This is a genomic window from Streptomyces sp. NPDC002403 (assembly GCF_053593015.1).
In genome coordinates, this window is sequence record NZ_JBSFBQ010000029.1 from 37343 (window position 1) to 59278 (window position 21936).

The 21936-nt window shown below is 69.1% G+C and carries 18 protein-coding genes and 3 pseudogenes; 10 read left to right on the forward strand and 11 right to left on the reverse strand.

Going from position 1 to position 21936, the window contains the following annotated elements:
* The first annotated feature begins 137 nt into the window (after window positions 1-137).
* Window positions 138-1205: a DNA polymerase III subunit beta family protein gene (locus ACWCPY_RS27360; protein ID WP_451269270.1), complete on the forward strand. Its 1068-nt coding sequence runs from the start codon at window positions 138-140 to the stop codon at window positions 1203-1205.
* 621 nt (window positions 1206-1826) lie between these two features.
* A complete protein-coding gene (locus ACWCPY_RS27365) occupies window positions 1827-2450 on the forward strand; it encodes a DUF6000 family protein (RefSeq protein WP_451269272.1) in 624 nt (207 codons plus the stop codon).
* 424 nt (window positions 2451-2874) lie between these two features.
* On the opposite strand, the gene ACWCPY_RS27370 is transcribed toward ACWCPY_RS27365, so the two are convergent.
* The 3 genes from ACWCPY_RS27370 to ACWCPY_RS27380 form a co-directional block, all read right to left on the reverse strand.
* Window positions 2875-3273: a hypothetical protein gene (locus tag ACWCPY_RS27370; protein WP_451269274.1), complete on the reverse strand. Its 399-nt coding sequence runs from the start codon at window positions 3271-3273 to the stop codon at window positions 2875-2877.
* Window positions 3274-3588: 315 nt separating this feature from the next.
* Window positions 3589-3729 (reverse strand): helix-turn-helix domain-containing protein, encoded by a 141-nt coding sequence (locus ACWCPY_RS27375; protein ID WP_451269276.1) that lies wholly within the window; start codon window positions 3727-3729, stop codon window positions 3589-3591.
* A gap of 235 nt (window positions 3730-3964) precedes the next feature.
* Window positions 3965-4405, reverse strand: coding sequence for a hypothetical protein (locus ACWCPY_RS27380; protein WP_451269278.1), 441 nt, complete (start codon window positions 4403-4405; stop codon window positions 3965-3967).
* 795 nt (window positions 4406-5200) lie between these two features.
* Between ACWCPY_RS27380 and ACWCPY_RS27385 the strand changes: the two genes are divergently transcribed.
* Together ACWCPY_RS27385 and ACWCPY_RS27390 are read left to right on the forward strand one after the other, a co-directional pair.
* Window positions 5201-6481 carry an ATP-binding protein gene (locus ACWCPY_RS27385; protein WP_451269378.1) on the forward strand — a complete coding sequence of 427 codons (1281 nt, stop codon included), beginning with the start codon at window positions 5201-5203 and terminating at the stop codon, window positions 6479-6481.
* Window positions 6482-6735: 254 nt separating this feature from the next.
* The gene (locus tag ACWCPY_RS27390; protein ID WP_451269280.1) at window positions 6736-7098 is read left to right on the forward strand and encodes a hypothetical protein; all 363 of its coding nucleotides are present in this window, start codon (window positions 6736-6738) and stop codon (window positions 7096-7098) included.
* A gap of 38 nt (window positions 7099-7136) precedes the next feature.
* On the opposite strand, the gene ACWCPY_RS27395 is transcribed toward ACWCPY_RS27390, so the two are convergent.
* Entirely contained in the window at window positions 7137-8069 is a 933-nt protein-coding gene (locus tag ACWCPY_RS27395; protein WP_451269282.1) for a LysR family transcriptional regulator, read from the reverse strand.
* Between the two features lie 100 nt (window positions 8070-8169).
* Here ACWCPY_RS27395 and ACWCPY_RS27400 point away from each other — a divergent pair, with 100 nt between their 5' ends.
* From ACWCPY_RS27400 to ACWCPY_RS27420, 5 genes and pseudogenes are all read left to right on the forward strand, one after another.
* Window positions 8170-9336, forward strand: coding sequence for an MFS transporter (locus ACWCPY_RS27400; RefSeq protein ID WP_451269284.1), 1167 nt, complete (start codon window positions 8170-8172; stop codon window positions 9334-9336).
* A 493-nt stretch (window positions 9337-9829) separates the two neighbouring features.
* Window positions 9830-10135, forward strand: a pseudogene (locus ACWCPY_RS27405) (MFS transporter); the annotation flags it as partial.
* 260 nt (window positions 10136-10395) lie between these two features.
* The gene (locus tag ACWCPY_RS27410; protein WP_451269286.1) at window positions 10396-10995 is read left to right on the forward strand and encodes a GOLPH3/VPS74 family protein; all 600 of its coding nucleotides are present in this window, start codon (window positions 10396-10398) and stop codon (window positions 10993-10995) included.
* Between the two features lie 507 nt (window positions 10996-11502).
* A pseudogene (locus ACWCPY_RS27415) lies at window positions 11503-11673 on the forward strand (IS256 family transposase); the annotation flags it as partial.
* Between the two features lie 134 nt (window positions 11674-11807).
* Window positions 11808-12305: an HAD domain-containing protein gene (locus tag ACWCPY_RS27420; protein ID WP_451269288.1), complete on the forward strand. Its 498-nt coding sequence runs from the start codon at window positions 11808-11810 to the stop codon at window positions 12303-12305.
* A gap of 603 nt (window positions 12306-12908) precedes the next feature.
* Here ACWCPY_RS27420 and ACWCPY_RS27425 read toward each other — a convergent pair.
* Window positions 12909-13241 (reverse strand): hypothetical protein, encoded by a 333-nt coding sequence (locus ACWCPY_RS27425; protein ID WP_451269290.1) that lies wholly within the window; start codon window positions 13239-13241, stop codon window positions 12909-12911.
* A 410-nt stretch (window positions 13242-13651) separates the two neighbouring features.
* Here ACWCPY_RS27425 and ACWCPY_RS27430 point away from each other — a divergent pair, with 410 nt between their 5' ends.
* Entirely contained in the window at window positions 13652-13948 is a 297-nt protein-coding gene (locus ACWCPY_RS27430; RefSeq protein ID WP_451269292.1) for a protein kinase, read from the forward strand.
* 291 nt (window positions 13949-14239) lie between these two features.
* Here ACWCPY_RS27430 and ACWCPY_RS27435 read toward each other — a convergent pair whose 3' ends face one another.
* The 6 genes and pseudogenes from ACWCPY_RS27435 to ACWCPY_RS27460 form a co-directional block, all read right to left on the reverse strand.
* A complete protein-coding gene (locus tag ACWCPY_RS27435) occupies window positions 14240-14521 on the reverse strand; it encodes a hypothetical protein (RefSeq protein ID WP_451269294.1) in 282 nt (93 codons plus the stop codon).
* A gap of 240 nt (window positions 14522-14761) precedes the next feature.
* Window positions 14762-15087 (reverse strand): annotated as a pseudogene (locus ACWCPY_RS27440) (transposase); the annotation flags it as partial.
* Window positions 15088-15153: 66 nt separating this feature from the next.
* Window positions 15154-15594 carry an Lrp/AsnC family transcriptional regulator gene (locus tag ACWCPY_RS27445; RefSeq protein WP_451269296.1) on the reverse strand — a complete coding sequence of 147 codons (441 nt, stop codon included), beginning with the start codon at window positions 15592-15594 and terminating at the stop codon, window positions 15154-15156.
* A 267-nt stretch (window positions 15595-15861) separates the two neighbouring features.
* A complete protein-coding gene (locus ACWCPY_RS27450; RefSeq protein WP_451269298.1) occupies window positions 15862-17196 on the reverse strand; it encodes a flavin monoamine oxidase family protein in 1335 nt (444 codons plus the stop codon).
* Window positions 17197-17620: 424 nt separating this feature from the next.
* Entirely contained in the window at window positions 17621-20584 is a 2964-nt protein-coding gene (locus ACWCPY_RS27455) for an aminotransferase (RefSeq protein WP_451269300.1), read from the reverse strand.
* 735 nt (window positions 20585-21319) lie between these two features.
* Window positions 21320-21895 carry an N-acetyltransferase family protein gene (locus ACWCPY_RS27460; RefSeq protein ID WP_451269302.1) on the reverse strand — a complete coding sequence of 192 codons (576 nt, stop codon included), beginning with the start codon at window positions 21893-21895 and terminating at the stop codon, window positions 21320-21322.
* Between the last annotated feature and the right edge of the window lie 41 nt (window positions 21896-21936).

Here is a 21936-nt window from a genome sequence, read left to right on the forward strand (position 1 = left end):
CCTGTCGTCCGCCTTCAAAGCATGGTGCAGTGCCGTCGACCCGCAGCACCCGTCTTCCGCTGTCGAACGATCCGCTCCGGAGCAGGGTTGACCCTCGACCTTGTGCAGGGCCCAGAGTGCTGGGTGTGGAGAACGACATGCGAAGCATCGGCGAGATGGCCCGCGATGGCGGCCTGGGCGTGAGCGCCCTGCGGTTCTACGACCGTGCCGGTGTGCTGGTCCCGGCCTGGGTGGATCCGGCGAGCGGTTACCGCTGGTACGAACCCGAGCAGCTCCAAGAGGCCCGGCTGCTGGCCAGCCTGCGCCGGGCCGGGATGCCGCTGGCGGACGTCCGGCTGGTGCTGGCCGGCTGGTCCGGCGTGGACACCGATCTGGTCCGGAAACTGCTGAAGGCGCACCTTCGCCGCCTCGAACAGGGACTGTCCGAAGCCCGCAGCGAGTTCTCCGCACTCCGAGCGCTTCTCGATCACAGGGAGAATGTCATGACTTCGCTCCGCGTCGCCACTGTCCGGCTGTCCATCGCCGGACCCGAGTTGGCAGCTGCGTTGGACGCGGTTCGTTTCTCGGCGAGCACCGACCCGGAACTGCCGATGCTCGGCGGGGTTCTGTTCGACATCGAGGGCGAGAGCCTCCACGTCGTGACCACCGACCGGTACCGGATGGCTGTCGCGCAGGCCGGTATCGCCGGGCACGACGGGAGTCGGGTGCAGGTCATCGTGCCCACCCCGCTCGCCGACGCGATGCGGGCCCTATTGGACAGCGAGGGGCCCGTGCGGCTCTCTGTCGATGGTGACCGCGTGGAACTGGATGCTTGGGGCAGGCAGGCGGCCGGTCAGTGCCTCGACCACGACTTCCCCGACTACCGTCGTCTCTTTCCCCGGGCCGCAGGGCGTCGCACCGTCGTCGAGGTGGCGGCCTTCCGGAAGGCCCTGACGTCCGGTCCTGTCCGTTCGGGAGAAGCCGGAGCGTACGACCTCAGCGTGCTCGGGGTGGAGGATGGCGGCATGGTGACCCTTTGCGCCGACGGTGCCGAAGACCCGAACCGCGTCGCTGTCAACCGTGAGTTCCTGCTGGACGCGCTGACCGCCGGGGCCCGGGACCGACTGATTCTGGAGCTCGGCACCCCCACAGCGCCGATCGCGATCCGCAGGCCCGACGACGAGGACACCTTCTCGATCCTGATGCCGGTCCGCCTGGAGGACTGACGGAACGTTTACCCTGATCCGGCCCGCCCAGACCCATCGGATGCAACTGGATCAGGGTGCCGGGGAACCGTCTATGGCGACAGATACGCCAACGATGATCGAATCAACCAGCATCACGGTGCCCGGCCGCCCAGGGTATCGGTCATGTCTGCTGGGCCTCGGCCTGTGACGTCGCCGGCACGAGGCGCGAGGGAATCGGCCGACGAGACGTCGTTTCCGTAGAGATCACCATCCGCCAGTTCCACGACACCACACTTGAAGGGTCAGCAGTTTGAAGGTCGTCCTGCTGTACTGATTTGTGTCGCGATCTGGCTGAGTCAGGCATGCCGAGATCAGTCACCTGACGTTGAGGGAGCCGTCCGGCATCGAACGGGGCCAGCTTCTCCCCTGCGCCGGCGAGGCTGACTTGGAGCCCTTCGATTTCACCGAGCCATCCCTCTCGGCTTGCTCCGGTGATTCGGGCGATCAGGTCGTCGTGGATCCCGGCCAGTCGTGCCCGCTGTGCCGGATCCGGCCGAAGGAGCGAGCATCTGACACGAGTTTCTCCGAGCCGGCCATCGCTGCTCGGGGCCCCTGGGTAAACCGCTGGCAGCTGCGTCCTCGCTCGGCAAGGATGCAGCCATGCGCTATGCCGACACCGACCCCGAGCTGATGGACCTGGTCCGACGATTCGTCACGCCCGGTCGGCGGTACCTTCGGCTGGGTGGAAGCTCACTGCGGTTGAGCGGGCCTGAGCGCGAGCTGTTCGTGAGGGAGCTGGTCCAGGCTGCCGGGGAGATCACTCCCGCTGAGCTCGGCATCCTCTTCGAGGGCGGGTGGCGAGAGCGCAGGACTGCCTGCTGGCTGGTTGCTGTAGCCGGCAGGACCGAGTTCCGCAGCCGCATCGGCGAACTCCTGCTGGCCAGCGGAGGCCCCTACCGCGGGGCTCTTTGCATCGCTCTTGCCACCTTCGGCACCAGCGCGGACGCCGATCTGGTCTGCAGCTACCTTGATCGCTACCTGCCTCAACCCGACCTCCGCTGGGACCAGACCGAGGCTCTCAGTACTCTGCTTCACCTCGATGCCGTCCTTGGGACTGAGCGAGCAGCCCCATACCTTGCCGCCGATGGCCTGTGGCAGCAGTGGGCCGATGCCACGCCGAACACGGCGCGGGATCCGCAGGAGTACCGGCAGGTCGTGGATCAGCTCTGTTCCTTCGCCGGCGAGTGCGCCGAACTCTTTGCCAGAACGGAAACCAGGCACTGAGCCCCCCGACCTGACCGCTGGACGCCGACTGCTGCGGCCCGCTCGGTGGAGTCCGGGCAATGACAGGAATCCAGGGCCGCCGGCCAAGGATCGGCCAGGATGGTGGCATTGAGGAGGCGATACTCCTCATGTGAGTGCATGCGACCGGAGCGGCACGCCAGGTCCAGTGGGAACGGGTTGATCAGCGGCCCAGACCGGGCATCACGGTGCAGACCGTAGAACCTGCACAGCACTGTCTCGCTGTGGGCAACGGTGGACGGGGCATAGCCGAGCCCAAGGCTCGTCTTCCCGGTCACCGGGTTCGGGGCGCCGACGCCGGGAGCCAGCCGCCGCTCTCCCGGCTGCGAGCAGTTCCTGGGAGAACACCGCGACCGACGGCACGGCCGCACCGTCGCCGCCAACGAGCCGATAGGGCTCGTACCGGTCATCGGTCGCCACCAGCCGACCCCACCGAGGAACGGCCAACCTCGACAGATCCCGCTCGGGCACACAATCGTTCATCACGACCGCAGACCGTACTGGGCGACTGCCTCACCTGTGACCTGAACTGCACAATCAGCGTGCTTCGTTCAGTGAACGGGGCGCCCTCATGAACGCACGGGGTCCCGAAGGCGCGTGCGCAGGCACCGATGAACACCTTGCGCTTCTCGAAGTGGGGGAGGAAGACGTCCGGCTCTTCCTCGGCCGGGGTCCGGTACTCCTCGCTGGGGAGGGCGGCGCGACGACCGGCGATGACAGCCCGGTGGGCCTCGATCGTCTCGGCAGAGTAGACCGCCAATGGCGTGGTCGGGTATCGGATCTCTCCGAACAGCTCGGACAGCATGGTGCCCTCTGCCGGGTCTGTGCATGGGCGTTGACTGGACGGCGGAAGCTGCGGCACGGTGATGGCTCTGCGTCGGCGGCGTCGTACCGGTGCCCCGGATCAGTGGCGAAGCATGGGCTGCGGACGCCTCGACCGCGCGTCTCGCCTGGGCATCTGGCGAGCTGCTGCACGGCTGGCGGTGAGACATCGAGGTCTTCGGCGTGGCCCGCGTTCACATCGGCCGTGTCGAGCTCAGGTCCACTGTCTGCTGGTGGACAGCAGGCCGGCGATGGCTTGGACGGTGTCCAGCCGCAGGTCGGGGCTGACGGTGCAGCCTCATTCGGCGAGCAAGGTCCGCACCTCGGTGATGGCCCGGGTGATGGTGGAGCGGTCCACGCCGAAGCAGCAGGCCAGCACGTCGTGAGTTGTCCCATGGCAAAGATGGACGAGAGTAGCCAGTAGCCGGTCGACGAACACCAGCCCGTGGTCTGCGCCAGCGCCGATGGCCCGCTTCCGTGGTCGGGAGGCAAGCCTGGTCTGGTGATTTTTTGCCGCAACGGGCCTACGTCGCAAGCGAGTTCGGCTATCACTCCGGCCTCGGACTCGTGATCCGCCGGTTACTCGTGATCACTGTGCGAGCCGCGTTCCCTGCCACCCGACCATGATCGGCCATCAAGGTCTCGACGTCTCACGCCAACCGTGCATCAGCTGGTTAGGAGTCGGTCGGCGCTTCCGTGATCGTGAACGGGGCGGAGAAGTTACCGGAATCGCCGAAGAGGACGATCCTGTAGTCGTTCCCAGGAGGAACGTCCGGCACGACCACTTCCTGCCTTCCCTTCAGGATGCTGAAGCCCTCATCAAGCATGGGGCCAGTCCTGTCGCCTTTCCTCAAGTAGATCGCGCCCTTGGGGTTGGTGATGTGCTGTGGCGGGTCGGCAGTGTCCCAGGTGACCTCAACCGCCTGGCCGACCATCCAGACCGACTCCGCGGTGGGAGAGGTTACGGGCGGCACGAATACGTCCAGCAAAGTGGTTCGAGAGGAGGTGTGGGCCATCGCGGCCGGATGGGTCGCCTGAGTCGAAGCGAGCAGGCTGGGCGCAGCCACAAGGGACCATGCCGCAATGCCCACGGCTGCCCTCTTCCAGATCTTCATGATCGGAAGTATGTCCGCACCATCCGGGACGGTGCGGACAGAGTGGTGATCTTTCCCTCGAAAGAGGGCGCCGGAGACTGGCTTCCGCTGTCCCAGGAACGACTCCCAGCACCTCGACCAGGACCGGCTGGAGCCAGGACGTGAACGAGGGACGGCAAGCGGGCCGCGTAGGCATGTCCTGACGCACCACTTCAAGAATTGATGTATACGAGGGCATTCGAAGCGAAGACGCCCTCTCGCGCCTTGTTCTTCCAGAGAGACAGGGTGAGTTGCGACAGGTAGTGCCGAAGCCGCCCGTACACCGAGCGCCGCGCCCTCCTTCTGGAGCTCCTCGCTCATGTCGGGTTCGGCCGGGGGCAGCTCCTCCTTCTCCCGTGTCCTACGGGCCGCGGCCCGGGCGTTCTTTGCCCACACCCCGATGGGAAGCCCGTCCCGGACTGCGGTCGAGGGGAGGGAGTGGCCGTGGGCGGCGGCGTACTCCGTAGCAACGGCGACCCCGTCCGCCCCCGTCGCCTCCTGCTCGGATCACACCATTCCGAGCCGCTCCAGCTCGGCCACCCGCCCGGCTTCCAGCACCCCGGCCCCGCAGACACGGCGCTGCTCGACGATTCACTGCCCGAGGGGAAACCCGCCGGTCCCGCCCCGGCTTCCGCGTGGGGCAGCGCCCGCGAGGGGTCCATTCGATGTGCGCCCGGGCGGCGTGCATGCGGAGAATGGAGCAAAGGGTTCATGGCCGGGGAGCACCACGCCCATCCCGGGGAGCGGTGCTGGCCCCCGTTCGCGAAGGTGGCGGCGATGCCGGCGTGGCGATTGCGGGACTTCCACGACGATGATCTGGACCGTGCCATCCAGATCTGGGACCAGAACCAGCAGGTGGACGAGGCGCCTGCCGTTTTCCCTGTATCGGAGGTCGTGACTGCGGCCAGGTCCGCAGGGCCGGCCGTGGTGGCGGTGGTCGGGGGCGAGCTGGTGGGCGTGGCCGTGGCGCAGGCGTGCGGCGAGAGGGGCTGGATCACCCTGGTCGCCCTTGCCGGGACGTGGCGCAACCGCGGTATCGGGAGTTCCCTGGTCGCCGAGCTTGAGCGCCGCCTGCGGGCGCAGGGCGTCCGCCGGATCGGGGCACTCCTGACGCCGGGGGCGACGGGAAGCGCCGCGCTGGAGAACTCCGGCTACCGTTCCCGGGCCGGGCTCGTCCTCTACGAGAAGGTCGAGCACCTCGGTGCGAGCGATGCGGGCCTGCTCGCAGAGTTGGGGGGACGGATGCTTCCCGGGGGGCTGTGGGACAGCCTTGCGGGAATGGGAGCGGCGAAGGAATCCATCGAGCGGCGGATCGTGCTGCCGCTGGCCCGGCCCGAGCTGGCCGAACAGTACGGGGTGAGGCCGCCGAAGGCGGTCATCCTTTTCGGGCCGCCGGGCACCGGCAAGACCAGCTTCGCCCGGGCGGTCGCCTCGCGGCTGCAGTGGCCGTTCGTGGAACTCTTCCCCTCCCGGCTTGCCTCGACCGGGGAGGGAGGACTGGCGGCCTCGCTGCGGGAGGCGTTCGGCGAGCTGGCCGAGCTGGAGACGGTGGTGCTCTTCATCGACGAGGTCGAGGAGATCGCCTCTGTCCGCTCCGGTACGGCTGCCGATCCCAGTCATGGCGTCACCAACGAACTGCTCAAGCTGATCCCGGGCTTCCGTGACCACGACGGCCGCCTCCTGATCTGTGCCACGAACTCCGTGCGCTCCCTCGACCCGGCGTTCCTCCGCCCCGGCCGTTTCGACTACGTCATCCCTGTCGGCCCGCCGGATCCGGAGGCCCGCTCAGCGGTCTGGCGGCGATACCTCGGGCCAGCCACCGGCCATGTCGATCTCCACCGCCTGGTGGAGGCGAGCGAAATGTTCACACCGGCCGATATCGAGTTCGCCGCCCGCAAGGGCGCCCAGATCGCCTTCGAACGCGAAGTAGCCCAGGGACAGGGTGCCCCGGCCAGCACGGAGGACTACCTCCAGGCCATCGCGCAGACCCGTCCCACACTCACCGACCAGGCACTGGAGGACTTCGCCGAGGACACCGAGGAGTACGTGCGTATGTGACACCGAGGCGACGCACCGCAGACCTCCTCCGGGGCGTCCCACGGGTCTGGGCGTGGTTCTGGACGGGGCATGCGGCTTTTCGGCCTGGTCAGTGCACATTTCCGGACACGGGCTGAGGGGCTGTGCCACTCGATCGGGTGCATCGGTGGGGGGATGCCCAACGGCCGGGACGTCGGGGTGCGGATGATCAGTCGGGTCGCTCGCCTCGCGGGCGGCTCGGCACACCCACCCCATCAGGGTGGAAGAGCTCTCTCATGGCTGAAGCACTGAAGTACGGCGAACGTGTCCACCTGCAGAACGGATACGGCACCGGGGGCGGCGGCTATCTCGACACGAACGACGCGAGTTCCGCGAACAGCGCCGTCTACGGGGTGTCCACCGCGGACAGCCCGGCCCGTGGCACCGGGACGGGGACGTGGGAGATCGCGTCCGCCGAGGGCAAGGCCACCGGCACGCCGGTGGCCGGCGGGGATCTGACCACCCTGCGGAACCTGTACTCGGCCGGCAGCTACCTGGACACCAACGGTCACGCCACCGCAGACCAGAAGAAGGCCGGCGGCAAGTACGACGTCCTGACCGCCAAGAACGCCGACCGCGGCACCGGCAGCGCCGAGTGACGCATTTGACATGACCGGTTTCCTGGACGACGTGCTCGTCAATCGGAGCCCAGCGGACGGGAATTGATCCCGGGGCCCATGTCCTTCGCGAGGGCAACCGCGAGCGCCCGGAAGATTCGCACCTCCGGGTTGTCGTCACCGGCCCGCACCGCGAGATGGCTGCTCTCCCACCGCGCATCGAGGACGGGTACGAAGACGGCGCCCGGCCACGCGTAGTACCGCGCGAATGAGCGCAGGCCAGAGCCTGCGGACCGCCCGGTGACCACGCCGGTCAGCACTTCCTGCGGGGTGACGGCGAACTCGGAGCTGCGGCGCTGGGCGCGGTCGTCGAAGTACAGATACTCGGTGAACGAGTGCGGGGTGTGCCCCGGGACGCTGAACAGTGGGAGCTCGGCGAGGTCCGCTACGCCGACCCCGGACGACCGGGCGTCGGCCAGTGGCGACCGTTCGTGCACGACGACGATCCGCTGCTCGGTGGTGAGGACGTCCGCGACGAGTCGCTCGTCGTCCGGGCCCGGCCGCACGAAAGCCACGTCCACCCGGTCCTCCACCAGCGCGGTCACATGCTCTGTGAAGTCAAGCTGCCGGATCTCCACCCGCACCTCGGGCCGGGCCCGCCGGTAGGCGTTGATGGCCGCGGGCGTCAGCTCCGCCGAACCGTGACCCATGATTCCCACCCGCAGTGGCCGCCCGCTGTCAGTCCCCTGTGTGACGTCCGTCAGGTCGTCGAGTGCGGCATTCGCGGCATCGAGGAGGGTGCGCGCGTGTCCGGCGAGCCGCACCCCGGCGGGCGTCGGTACGACGGGGGAGCCGGACCGGTCGAGGAGCCGCGCGCCGACCTGGCTCTCCAGGCGGCGTACGTGCTGGGTGACGGCGGGCGGAGACAGGAAGAGCCGCGCTGCGGCCCGCCCGAAGTGTCCCTCCTCGACGACCGCCAGGAACGACGACAGCAGTCGCAGGTCAAGCGCCATACGACCAGGGTAGACGGGGAGCCGGGCAGGCGGCGCGGGCCGTTCACGAATCGTGAATGTACGGCGCGGGCCGAACGGTCGGGCACGTACGAATGGAAGCATGACCACACCCCCTGTCACCGCCCCCGTCGCCGCCGTTCCCGCGGCCACCGGCACCCGGGGCGCCCGCGCCGCATGGATCATGCTGGCCTCCGGCTGGAGCGCCAACCAGTTCTCGGCCCTGCTCGGCGCCTACCGCAGCCACCTCGGCCTCACCGAGTCCACGGTGACCGGTCTGTTCGCGGTGTACGTCGTCGGCCTGATCCCGGCCCTGCTGGTCGCGGGCCCGCTCGCGGACCGCAGAGGACGGCGCCGGGTGGCGCTCACGGCCCTCGCCCTCAACGTCCTTTCCACCTTGCTCCTGATGGCGGGCGGCGCGTGGGGCGGTGCCTGGTTGCTGCTGCCCGGCCGCTTCCTGACCGGTGTCAGCGCGGGCGCGCTGCTGGCCGCGGGCAGCGCCTGGATCAAGGAACTCTCCGACTCGCCGCGCCGCTCCGGCCTGTTCGTCTCCGCGGGCTTCGCGACGGGCGGCCTCGTGGCGGCGCTCATCGCGCAGTGGGCGCCCTGGCCGATGGTGACGGCGTACGTCCCGCACGTCGTCCTCGGGGCGGTGGCGGGGTGGCTCGCACTGGCCGCACCGGAGACGGGCAGATCGGTCCCGGTCCACAGCTCCGAAGCCGCCCACGATCACACCGGCCGCCGCTTCCGGCGTACGGTCCTGCCGCTGGCGCCCTGGGTCTTTGCGGCCCCCACCATCGGCTTCGTCACGCTGCCGAGCACCCTCCACACCGGCCTGATCCTCACGGGCGTCGCGACGGCCGTCGTCCCCGGCACCGGTCTGCTCACCGCACGGCGAGCCCGGTCCACGCCCACCGCGGGCCTCCTGGTCGTCGCGGCCGGCACGGCGACCGCCGCAGTCGCCGCCGCGACGGGGAACAAGCCCCTCGCCCTCCTCGCCGCGATCGTTCTCGGCGCGGGCTACGGACTGGCCCTCGCCCACGGCCTCACCCGGACCGCGGCCCTCGCCCCGCCCCACCAACTCGCCCGCTGGACAGCCCGGTTCTGGACGGCGGCGTACCTCGGCATGTTCACTCCGTACGTCCTCACACTCCTCGGCCACGTCACGACGACGCCGGTGCTGCTGGCGGCCGTCACGCTGCTTGCCCTCGCCCACGCCGGGTTCGGTTCGTACCAGGTCAAACGGCTGGCGCGGCGCCGTACGCCGTGACACATTCCCGCGGTCCCTTCAAGGAGCCGCACCCGACACGGACCGTCCCGCATACCCGTCCTGCTTCCCGGCGGCGCCCACCGGTTTCGGGACGCCTCGCGCAGAACGGATCGACGCACTCGGCGAGACCGGCATGGTCCGGGAGTACCCGCGACCAGACCAAAGAGCAGCTCATCCGTCACGCCCGCGCCCACCACACCGCCCACGGCCACCTCGCCCCGCCCTCACCGACCATCGTCAATGGCCGACGCCCCGATGCCCGGCTCAGCGTGCAGCGTGCCCGCTGGCGTCAGGGGCGCCTCGCACTCCAACGGACCGCCGCTCTTTGCGAGCAGAGTTCCGCTGGTGAGGCGGCCGGGCCGCACATTCGTCGCCCTGACCTGGGTCGTGGTCGGGTACACGGTCACCGGTGGCGGGGTGCTGACGCTCGGTGGCCGGCTGGGCGACCTGATCGGGCGGCGGCGCGTGCTGCCCGGCACCGGCCTGTTGGGCGCCGCGTCTCTTGGGCCGCTGGGGAGCACGCGTGTGTGTGCTTCCAGGCATCGGGTTCACCACGGCCGCGATGGCCGCGATCGCGCTCGTCTCGGCCCTGCAGGCAGGCGGAGGTGCGATGGTCCCGACCATGCTCCTGATCGCGGCGGGGATGGGGTTCGGCATCGTGGGGCTGCAGTACGTCGCAGTCATCGGCATCACCGAGGGTGAAGCCGGGATCGCGTCGGGTGTTCAGCGCGCGGCTGACCAGCTGGGCGGTGCGACCGGGGTAGCAGTCTGCGTCGGGATCGGGTTCATTCCAGGACTGCTGCCCAAGCGACAAGGGCGGGCTGAAGCGTTCGGTACTGGTCGACTGCGGAGGCCTTGCCGTTGGGATGGGTTCTGGCCGGCGCGAACCGCAACGACTCGCTGCTGCTGCGCCCCACTCGCGCCGCCTTGCGAAATGGTTCCGGCCGCTCGGACGGGGCGATACTGGTCGTGACAGTCACCCCGTCGCCGGGCCGGCTTCGGACGCGGGCACGGTCGGTGGGGACGCACCTTTGTCGATGTTTCCGAGGGGAGCCGTTCATGACCACGGCGAGAGACTTGTTCATCACCGCCATGGACCTGAGGCACCCCGTGGGACAGGGCGACCTGTCCCTCGCACTCGCGGGAGCCGAGCTGATCGATCTCATCGGCGCTGAAGCGGTCGCCGTGGACGGCGACCGCATCGTGCCGGGTGTGCCGCCGACACTGGACGATCGGTTCATGAGCGAGGCTGCGGCAGGGCTCACTCGGCAGGCACCCTACGAGCGGATCGAGGACTGGCTGTGGCGCCGGGGCCGAGACCTCTCGGCCGCGTACCAGGCCGCGCTGGAGGAGAACGGTGAGCTGAAACCACAGCGAAGCGGCCGGTTGTCCTTCGGCTCGGAACGAGTGGAACCGGTCGATACGGCCGCGCGCCGCCATGCAGCCGACCGCTGGAAAGAGAAGGAGCCCGTCCTGGCCGCCCTCGCCTCGGTCGTGGGCATCGACGACGAACGGTCCGACGATGAGACCGGCCTCGACGACGAGGCGGTGACGACCGTGGTGGCTGCCGTCCACGACGCGGTGATGGAGCTGGAGGCCGTACGCCAGAGGCGGACCATCGAGAAGGCGGCCTTCGCCAACGTCTGGCGTGGACCGTGAGCCGAGCTCGTCTTCGGGGGCGCCGCCGAGTCCGACGGGCCACGGTGAGCGGTCGCACAGCCGTCCGGCGGCGCCTACGGCATGTCCACGGACCAGTTCCGGTCGAGGGCGCATACGGCCTGCACCTCAGAACTGGGTGTGTGTCCGGCCCACAGTCCGATCACGGTGTCTCATGAGAAACCGCCAGGTCTGGAGAACGGCGGTCACAGAATCGTGCTGCGCCGTACCGACGACACCGTCGTGCTGTACGCCTGGTACGGCAGAGTCGTCACCGAGCACGGGACGGACCTGCCCGTAACCGGCGTGGCTCTGCGCCCCGGCACGGTTCTGGACGGTGGGCGGTGCCCTGACGGGATGGCCGGCTCGATTTCGCGAGCAATGCTCAAGACCTGTGGATCGGACTCGGGAGGGGTACCTCGCGGGCCGCGGAGGGCGTACCTTCCCGAGTGATCGACTTCTGGTCATCGAGTGGGCCCGCGTTGCAGCGCGGGCCGGGAAGGCACGCCCGTGCCGGGAGCAGTCAACGAGGACGGCACCACCCAGAGCGGCTCCCTGGCAGACGACATCGTCCGTGAGGGCGCCCGTCGGATGCTCGCCGCGGCCCTGGAAGCCGAAGTCGACCTGCGCATAGCCGGGTTGGTGGGCGAGCGGGACGAGGCCGGTCGCTGTCTGGTGGTTTGTGTGTTCAAACTCGCCGAGTCCGCCCGGGCCCGCTGGCGCGCGATCACCGCACCCCACCTCGTCGCCCTCGTCCGCAGCGGCGCCCGCTTCGAACGCGGCGTCCTGATCGAGCGTGAGCAGGAGGCTGCGGTATGAGTGAGCGCAAGGAACGCCCGCTGCTGTTCCTGGACGTCGACGGACCTCTCCTGCCGTTCGGCGACGGCTCGCAGCGCGAACCGTCAAGCACCGCGACAGATTCGCACCTGGCGCGGCTAGACGCGCGCATCGGGCCTCGCCTCGCGGCACTGCCGTGCGAGCTGGTTTGGGCCACCACCTGGGAGGAGGAGGCGAACACCGACATGGCACCGCGGCTCGGCCTGCCGCCCCTGCCGGTCGTGACCTGGCCGGAACCTTCCGAGGCGCATGAACGCGAGGACAAGTGGTTCGGGCTTCACTGGAAGACCCGAACCCTGGTGGCATGGGCGGACGGACGCCCGTTCGTCTGGGTCGACGACGAGATCACCGACGCCGACCGAGACTGGGTGTCCACCCACCACCCCACCCCGGCCCTCCTCCACCGCATCGTGTCGTCCCGCGGCCTCACCAGCAATGACTTCACAGTCCTCGATCAATGGCTGCGGGCCACTTGAGGCTCCCTGCAGTGATTCACAGGAACTGACAATTGCTCCGATTCTCGCGGCCGCGCAGTTACGGGCTGCGTTCCGTGACCCGGGCCCGCGCCCTGGCGGCCAGGTGCTGGCCTCCTACGTCCACCGGGAGGTTCCTGCAGCACCCGGACCCGGCGATCGGCGACTGCCGAAGTCGCCCGTACACCGAGCACCGCGCCTTCCTCCTGGAGCCCCTCACCGATGTCGAGGCGCCGATCCACGCCAGCCTCGTCGGCAACGCTCTCCGGAGGTTGCATCAGGGCGACATGACGAAGCCCTTCCCTGGTGGGGGAAGGGCTTCGTGAGTGAGCGCTGGGCAGGCCTTGCACCTGCATTTCCCCGCGGGAAGCGGGGCGTCTTTCCTTGGACCACCAACGCAGTGTCAGCCACCGCGAGTTGCCGCGAACTTTCAAGATCGACTATAGCGCATGCGATCCTGATGAAGCACAGCACCGGCGGGGAGCGGTGGCGTAGGGGCTGTGCCCGATCGCTGCATGGTCGCCCCTTCCTCGGTCTGCCGCTGCCGCGAAGAGTGGCTGCGGCCGACCCGTCAGCCCGCGGTATCTGGACCCTTCAGAGGAGAGCTCATGACGTGCGGGGCTCAGTTGCGATGATCTTCGCGTTGAGGTCGCACCAGACCGTTGACGTGCCGCCGGAGGCAGCCCAGTTGCCGTAGTGCCAGTACCTGTACTTGCTGGCATCCAGCGTCTCGCACCTGATGGCGAGGAAGAACGACGTTCCGCCGGTGCAGGAGATCCTCGCCCCCTTGTGACCGCCGCTGCCGTCGATGAACTGCGGATAGCTCGGACAGATGAGCGCCGTGGTGCCGGCCGAGGCAGGAGACGCGAGGCCGAGCATCCCTGCACTGGCCAGCGCGACAGATGTGGCGACGGCTGCGACCCGAGAACGAATGGACATGTTGTCCTTTCCTGTTGGCTCATCGGCGTGCGGAGGGAAGGAGGCTAGCCGCCCTGCTCACGATCCGGTAGAGCACGTCGCCGCCGTCGATACCGCTCGCGGGTCCGACGGCATCGACGAACCCGGATTCCGGGCCGACGGCCGAGACAGGCTACGTCCTTGCGGACCGGTCCGGACGCATGGGAGCCGACGCCTGCGGGCGACTGTCTGCTCACCCCGGTCTGTGGATCAGAAGCGCATGCCGGGGAGGCCGATCGGATCGTGGTCGTCGTGGGCGACACCCGCGACGACCTCGTTTGACCGTGACGGCCGTGGGCGCTTCGCAACGACGCGGGTGTCCGTGTGATCGATTTCGGTATCTCACTGGCCACCGATGACGCGACAGGCAGCACCAGGATGACGCAGACGGGGTGGCCGGTCGGCTCTCCTGCCTACATGTCCCCGAGCAGATCGCAGGAGATGTGATCACACCCGCCAGCGACATCTTTTCACTCGGCTCCGTGCTGGTCATGGCCTGTACCGGCGCGAGCCCGTTCGCGGGACCCTCGCCCCAGAGTGTGCTTCACAGCATCGTGTATACCGAGGCCGATCCGTCCGGGCTTCCTCCTGTGGTGGGTGAGATCGCCGCGGCGTGCCTCGCCAAAAATCCGGCCCGGCGACCCGATCTGAGTGGGCTTCGGAATCTCATCGGTAGCGTCGCCACCTGACCGGGCCATGGCCCGGTCAGGTGCACCAGTTGATCAGGGATCAGCGGGCCGAATTCGTAAGGATGCTGTGGCCGATGGGCAGTGGGACCACCACCGGGAATCCGCAGGAGGGCAACGCGGTCGACGAGGAATCGTGGGACAGCAGGACAACCGACCGGACCCCGTTCACCGTGGACGCCCTGCGGCCCCGAGCCGGTCGGCCTTCTCAACTTGTCGTTCAATCTTTTGCAGTTGGCTGCTTCCAGGCCGGCACGCAGCTGGCGTGCTGCTCCACGCCTGGGTAAGGGCAGCTCATCCGAGGGCGAGCACGATGGCGCAGATGACGGCGATGGCCGAGCCCGCGACCACCCAGACGAGAGCGGGGAGGCGGGTGAGCCGGGCTTCGCGGCCGTACGTCCATGGCGACGGACCGGGATGCGTCGCGACCCGGCTCTCGCGCTGCCTCTCGACCCGGTCGCGGGCCCAGGCGGCATCGCGCGCGGAGAGGAAGAAGACACCAAGGCAGATGAAGACAACGCTGACAGCGAGCATGAAGGCGGGTATCACGGGTGCGGGTCCGGCGATTGTGACCATGTGGTGATAGTGGGATGCGGAGGTACCTGCGTCAACGGGCCGCGGTTCCAGCGCCGCCCAGCAGACTCGTCACGCGCGGCCCCCGCATGTTTCACGTGCGCTCCTTGGTCGGAGCGCAGAATCAGGCGGAGGCCACCCTCACGTCCAATGAATCCCCAGGTGAGGGAAACAAGTACGAGACCCCGTTCGAGGGCACGGGTTAGGCGCTGTCCGGCGGATGACGCTTCGGGGTCGAGGGCCCGCGTGCTGATGGGCACGGCAGGATGTCGAATCGACGCTGACCATGCTCCAGTCGATCCGGCCCGCGAGGTCGGCGTCCGCCTGGATGGCACGCAGAATCCGGTCTCACGTGCGTCCGCCGACCAGCGCCGGTGCCCCTCATAGACGGTCTTCCAGCTGCCGAAACGCTCCGGGGGGTACCGCCACGGTATGCCCGTTCGCGCACGGAACAAGATCCCGTTGATCACCCGGCGGTGATCGCTCGCCCGCCCGTCACGCTGCCCCGACGCCGGTAAGTGCGGCTCCGACCGGTACCACTCGGCATTCGTCAGATCACCCGGCCCCATGCCTGGAACGACGAGCCAGCAATCCGACAGTCGCATGATCCGCCGGGCAGTGCCTAGACGACAAGCTCAGTCGCTGTGCCACAAGAAGCGGTGGGTGTGAATCGCGAAGTAGGGGAAGCTCTCCACAGAAGCGACGTCCTCGACGGCGCGTACGACGTCGTTGACGAAGTCGAGGAGATCGTGCGGCCGGCCGCAGACCACCTCGGCGAACAGGTCGAAACTCCCTGCGGTCAAAACCGTGTACACGACTTCGTCGTGCCGGGACAGTTCATCGGCGACCGCCCGGGGATCGCCGTCGACGCGCAGACCCAGGAGAGCCATGGTCTGCTGCCCCATGGTCATCGGATCGGTCACTCCGACGACCTGGACCGCCTTGCTGTCGACCAGCCGCTGCAGCCGTAGCCTCGCGGCCGAGGGCGACAGCCCCACCTTCGGCCCGAGGTCGGAGTAGGGGATGCGGCCGTCGACCTGTAGCTCCCGCAGGATCGCCTGGTCGATGTCGTCCACGAAGCACCTCTCTCTTTGCATATACGGCAAGCCGTACAGCTGTTTCGAGCACAATGATGCATCCATGCGCGGGAATCAAAGGCGGTCCTGCCTCCCGTCAAGTGCCGAAGCCCAGGCCGGGGAGGGGACAGACCTGTGCGCCGAGGGTGGCGAGCGTGCCCGCGGTCACGGGCCTCGGCTGTCCGCTCCGGGCACGAAGACTTGACGGGACGTCGTACCCCAGGGCCTGTGCTCGCGATGGTGGGTCCTACCGCTGGATCGGCTGCGTCACCCCGAAGGGTTCACGCCCCGTGTGAGCTCGGCCAGGGAGATCGGCGAACCGAGGATCCGCTCGGCCGTGCGATGCCCTGACCGGAGCGCGCCGTGGACAGTAGCCGGATCGCGCCCCCAGGTCGCTTCTCCCGCAAAGTGGAGAACGCCGTCGACGGGTCCTGCCATCGCATCGTGGTCGTCGTGCGAGGAGCCGACGGCGACGTAGGAGTATGAGCCGAAGGCGAGAGGGTCGGTGCCCCAGCGCGTGACCCAGTGCGCCACGGGCCCGGGGACGGAGTCGCCGTAGAGCCCACGGAGGGAGCTGAGTACCGACGCGACCACCTCTTCGTCGGTCTTCTGCTCGATCTCCCGCCCCCAAGCGCCGCCGGCGAAGGTCAGCAGCATCGGCTTGCCGCTCACCACGGAGACGTCGTACCAGGAGTGCCAGGGGACGCCGGCCCGGCCGTGCTGCCGGATCGCGTAGACGTCGTCCTGCCAGAACCGGTCCGGAAACTGAAGGAAGACCTTGTTGAACACGCCCATTCCGAGTCGGGCGATCGGTCCCGCAACGGCGTCGGGCAGAGCGGGCGTGAAATCGATCGCCCCTGCTTTGAGCACGCCCAACGGCACTGTGACGATCACATGGGCGGCGTCGAACGACTCGTCCTCCGTGTCGACCCGCACTCCCGTAGCCGACCTGGTGATGGCGGTCACGGTCATTCCCGAACGCACGTCGAGGCCTTCCGCGAGGGCCCGGGGAAGCACGTCGTAGCCACCCGGGAAGATCACTTCGTCACCTTCGATGGCGTCTTCGTCAAGGGCGTGAGCGGCGACCTGTTCGATCTCCGCGCCGCACTGCTCCTCCGTGCGATGCCGATAGAACGCGCGCACCCTCTCGGCGCGTTCGGGTTCCCATCCGGTCGCGGCAAGGGTGCGCTCGGCCGCGGTGGCGTAACTCTCGTCCGGGCCGGACGCTGCGACGGTCAGTTGGAAAAGGCCATCTGCCGTGTCGACGTCGACGGTCCACCTCCGTGTCGCGTCGTCGTCCAGCAGACGCCGCGATTCGTCGTGGTCGGCGATCGGCCGCCCGCCGGCCTGGAAGCTCCCCACGGTGAACTCGCGTGTCTCCATGCCGAGCGCGGTGACAAGGCCCGTGAGCGGGTTGCCGGTGAGGCCGTGGATCCATGAGGCGCCACGGTCGACGGAGAACCCTGCCGTGCGGTCCGTCCAGATCCGCCCGCCGATACGGTCTCGCGCCTCAAGCACGACCACACGTCGTCCTGCGGCGTGGAGCAGCCGAGCTGCGGTGATGCCGGCGATACCCGCGCCGACGACGATGGTCTCCATCATCTTCTCTCTTCTTCAGGTGCTCAAGGTTGGATCTGCATGTCAGCTGTCGGAGGCACACGTGCAGACGACAGCGAAGCCGCACACCCGGACAGGCCGAGTACGCCACCGCGCAGCCGTACCCACCGCTGACGACCTCTCACCGGTCGGCGCGACGTGCTTCCGCCAGCACCTCCTCTGCGGAGAGTGACGTCGCCGTGGACGTGGGGCGCCCGCCGCATCCCAGCGCCGCTGTCCTTGCCTCGATGCACGAGACGGCTCCGTCCGGGCTGCCAGTCACGACACCCAGCCCCGATCAGTACCGTCGATGATGTCGGGGCAAGGAGCGGCGTACGAGATCGAGCGCGGTGCTTCGGCGGGGTCGCCGGCCGGCAGACCGAGCATCGCCTCGGCGCCGCATCGCGAACCGCCGGCGTCGAGCCCGGTGTCACAAGGTGTGGCCCTGGCCGAGTTGGATGAGGGCCAGGTCGAGCATGTCGGCGAAGAAGTCGGCCGCGGCGGTGTCGATGCACAGTGGGGGCTTGATCTTCAGGATGTTGAGGTGGTCCCCCGTGGGCTGGACGACCACCCCGAGGTCGAGCATGCGGTCGCAGAGCTCGGCGGTCTCCTCCGCTGCGGGTTCCAGGGTGGTGCGGTCCCGGACGAGTTCGAGGCCGAGGTACAGGCCCGAACCGTGGACGGCGCCGATGACGTCGTAGCGGTCGGCCAGGGCTTCGAGCCGGCGCTTCAAGTGCCCGCCGACGCGTACCGCGTTGCCCTGGAGGTCCTCGTTGCGCAAGGCGTCCAGGACGGTGAGGCCCACGACACTGGAGACCGGGCTGCCGCCGGTGGAGGAGAAGAAATAGCCCTGGTCGCGGTAGCGGTCGGCGACCGCCCTGGACGTGATGACAGCGCCGAGCGGGTGCCCGTTGCCCATGGCCTTGGCGACGCAGACGATGTCGGGCACGACCCGCTGCTGCTCGAAGCCCCAGAACCAGTGCCCCAGGCGGCCGTAGCCGACCTGGACCTCATCGGCGACGGCCAGACCTCCGTGACGGCGCACCGCCGCGTACACCTCGGCGAGATAGCCGTCGGGCAGCGCTACGCCTCCGGCATTGCCGTAGAAGGTCTCGCCGATGAAGGCCCCCGCCGGGCGTCCGGAGGCGGCCAGTTCATCGATCACCGCGACGGCCTCGGGTGCGTATTGTGCGGCGTCCGGTCCGCGGTGCCGGCCGCGGTAGGAGTTGGGCGAGTCCACCGTGTGGACCCAGCCCGGGCGGGTGGCCAGCGCGTTCGGATTGTCCTGGAGCGAGGTAGAGACCGCGTCCGAGGCGTATGTCCAGCCGTGGTACGCCTCGCGCAGCGCGACGACGTCATGCTGCCCCGAGGCGCCGATGGCCAGCCGGAGACCCAGATCCACGGCCTCGGAACCGGAGTTGACGAGGAACACCGTGTCCAGGGGATCGGGGAGGAGGGCCGCGAGGCGTTCGGTGAACTCCACCACCGAGGCGTAGTGGAACCGCGAGTTGGTGTTGAGCCGGCGCAACTGGCGGGAGACCGCCCGCTCGACGCGAGGGTGGGCATGACCCAGCGGGGTGACGTTGTTGACGATGTCGAGGTACGAGCGGCCGTCGGCGGACAGCAGGTGGTGGCGCCAACCACGCTCCATGCGGGGAGGGTTGGTGTAGTAGTGCTCCTGCACGGTGGCGAACACGGCTTCGCGCCGGCCGAGCAGGTCGTTGCGGTCGGTTCCGCCGGCGGCCGGGAGGCCCAGGAGCGAGGAGGGGTCGGCGGTGAGAGCAAGCCAGCCGGCGGCGTACTCCGGGCGGACGAGGGGAGGGACGGCGGGGCCGCCGACATCGCGGAGCGCGACGTGGACCGAGGCCCCGGAAGGGAAGTGGGCGAGTTCCTCACCGGCCTGGATCGGTGTGCCGGAGGAGACCAGCGGAGGGATCGTACGGGGGAAGGACAGCGTGAGTACCCGCGGTCCGTAGGTGATCTCCACCCGGCCCGGCACCGCGGTGAGGACCCTTCCCTCGACGGGGGCCTGTGCCATGGTGGCCCGGCCCAGCCGCAGGTCGACGCCGGTGGGCACCGTGGCGGCGGAGACGGCCGAGAGCGCCGGAGTCCGCGTAAGCCTCACACGGGCGTAGGCGGTGGCGGCCGCGACCGCGCCGCCTGCGAGCGCGTCGGCCACCAGCCGGTCCTCGGTGTCGGCGTCGAGCCAGGCCCCGTGGTCCATGGAGTCCGCGTCGATGGACAGGTCGCAGAGGGCGACGCGGTCGGCCGGGAGGTCTCGTAGCAGGGGGCACACGGGCGCATCTGCCTCCCCGGGCGTCTCGGCCATACCGATCGCGCTCTTGACGAGGAGGGTCATCACGGGCAGCGGGATCCCGGTGGCCTGCTCGAATATGCGCCATTCACGGGCGAGCGCGGCCGTGACGTAGGCGTTGCCGGCGTCGACGGCGGCCTGGTGCCGCCCGCTGGCGACCAGACCGGCGGCGCGCAGGACCACCAGCGGCCACAACGCCTCCGCCTCCGCCGGGGAGAGCGGCCGGACCGCGTGGAAGGCACGGACGGCGGGCAGCACGTGGTGCGGCTCGACCCCGTCGTGGTGGAGCACGGACGAGAGGCACACGGCCAGTTCGCCGATCGCCCAGCTCGTGGTCAGGTCACCGAAGTCGATGATGCCGTCGGGAACGGGCAGGGGGGCGTCGGGGCGGCGGATCAGATTGTCGTCGGTGAGGTCGAGGTGCACGGCCTGCGACGGCAGCATGTCGGCGAGCTGCTGGATCCGTGCCCAGGCCTCGGTGGTCGCGGTTCGCACGGCGGTGCGCTGTTCGGGCCCATCGATGTGCTCGGCGAGCCCGGCGACCACGCGGTCGGCGTGGCGCAGGTCCCACTGGAGGACGCGGTCGAGGCCCGGGTGCCGGTAGTCGCGCAGGGCGGTGCTGACCTTCGCGGCGATCGTGCCCATGGCCGCCACGGTGTCCGGGGACAGGTGCCGGGGTCCCGACAGCGGGCCACCGAGCAGGTGGCGCAGCAGGCGTGCCACGGCCGGTCTGCCGTCGGCGTCCATCGTCGTCCGGCGGGGGGAGCCGTCGGGGTGGCGCAGGACGGTGGCGACGCGCAGCTCCGGGTGGGCCGACGCGATGAGGTCCGCGGCCGTGTCCTGGGCCTCGATCTCCAGGGCACCGAAGGCGGGGTTGGCGATCTTCAGGATCGCCAGAGCCTTCCCGTCGTCGGCGCGGAGCAGGAAGTTGGCATCCTGCTGGCTGCCCAACGCTTCCGCGCAGGCGGAGCGGCCGAGGAGCTCAGTGCCAACGCGCTCCGCCTCGGCCGGCGTCACCCGCGGTGCGGGAAGCGCGTCCTCGGCGAAGAAGTCGATCGTTCGGTACTCGTCGTGCGGCATGCGGGGTCCTCGGGTCCGGGCAACGGTGTGGAAGTCCTCTGCTTGAACAGTGATCCAGGAAGGTATTTCAAGCACAATGCCCGACTCGCACGCTTGAATCAACCGTCGTGACGACAGAATCTGTCGTATCGCGAGCCGTGGCACCCTTCTCGTGCGGCCTCGCGCCGTCAGGTTCCCGGCGTGCGCGGCGGCGTCGGCCGACAGGTCCAGAGGTGTACCGGGGGCAGCTGGTCGCTGCCTGCTGTCTGGAGTGCCTCTATTGTGCGAAAACAGTGCTGCGGAGAAGAACGTGTGGCGGCCCAGGGTCAGGGGCGTTGCCGGGTGGGTGCTGATCCGCGGCGCGAAGCCGCCGGTGCTCGGAGCCGTGGCGGGCTTGTCCTCGAAAGTGGGCAGGGTGGTGACGGTGATCTGCGCGGTCATGATCGTCCTTCCCTGCCATCGGTGAATGCGGAGGTGATGCTCCCTCTATGTCACCGCGATCGAAGATCTGCTCCCAGAGACGGAGTTGTGGAATCGCTGGGAGTGGATCTGGGAAGAAGTCGGGACGGGTTTGGGACCTCGGTCTCCGAGGAGACCGAGGACGGCCCGCTGGTCGACGGTGCAGACCTGCGGCAACTCGGCGAGGTGGGCGCGTTCGTCGATGCCGTGCAGCCGTTTGTACGGCACACCGAAGCCTGCCGTGGCGGGGATGCCCTCCACGGCGAGTTGTCGGCGGGGCTTCGTGCGTGGCAGCGGTCAGCCTTGTCGGCGGAAGTCCAGCATGCAGAAGACCTTGTCGTAGCGGCGTTCGCCGACGGCGACGAAGTCGGGCAGACGGCCGTATTCGGTGAAGCCCAGCGACCGGTAGAGGTGCAGGGCATTGGTGTTGTCGCCACGGGCGTCCAGGGTGAGGACTTCGATCCCCGCCTCCCGGGCGTCGGTGATCAAGGCAGTGGTCAGCGCCCGACCGACGCCACGACCGTGGGCACCAGCGTCCACCGCGATCTTCTCCAGGTCGGCGTGTGGCCGATGGGTCGGTCGGGCGTATCGGAGCCAGTAGCCGAACCCGACAAGCCGGCGGCCGAGGTAGGCGGCACGCAGGGCCGCATCCCCGGCCCGCACCGCAGAGAGGACGTGGTAGAGAAGTTCCGCCACCTCATCGCGCGAGGGTGGTTCGACCCAGCCCAGTGCGGCACCTCCACTGACCAGGTGCGACAGGATCTGGTGGGCCGACTCCGCGAGCCGGGCCTCCAGCCCCGGATCGGCAGTCAGCTCCATGGCGTCGAGGATGACGGGCTCAGCGGTCACGCCGCCGGTCAGGACCGGATTCATGACCAGCAGCCTAGCCAGCCCAAGGCCCGGACGAGGCCCCG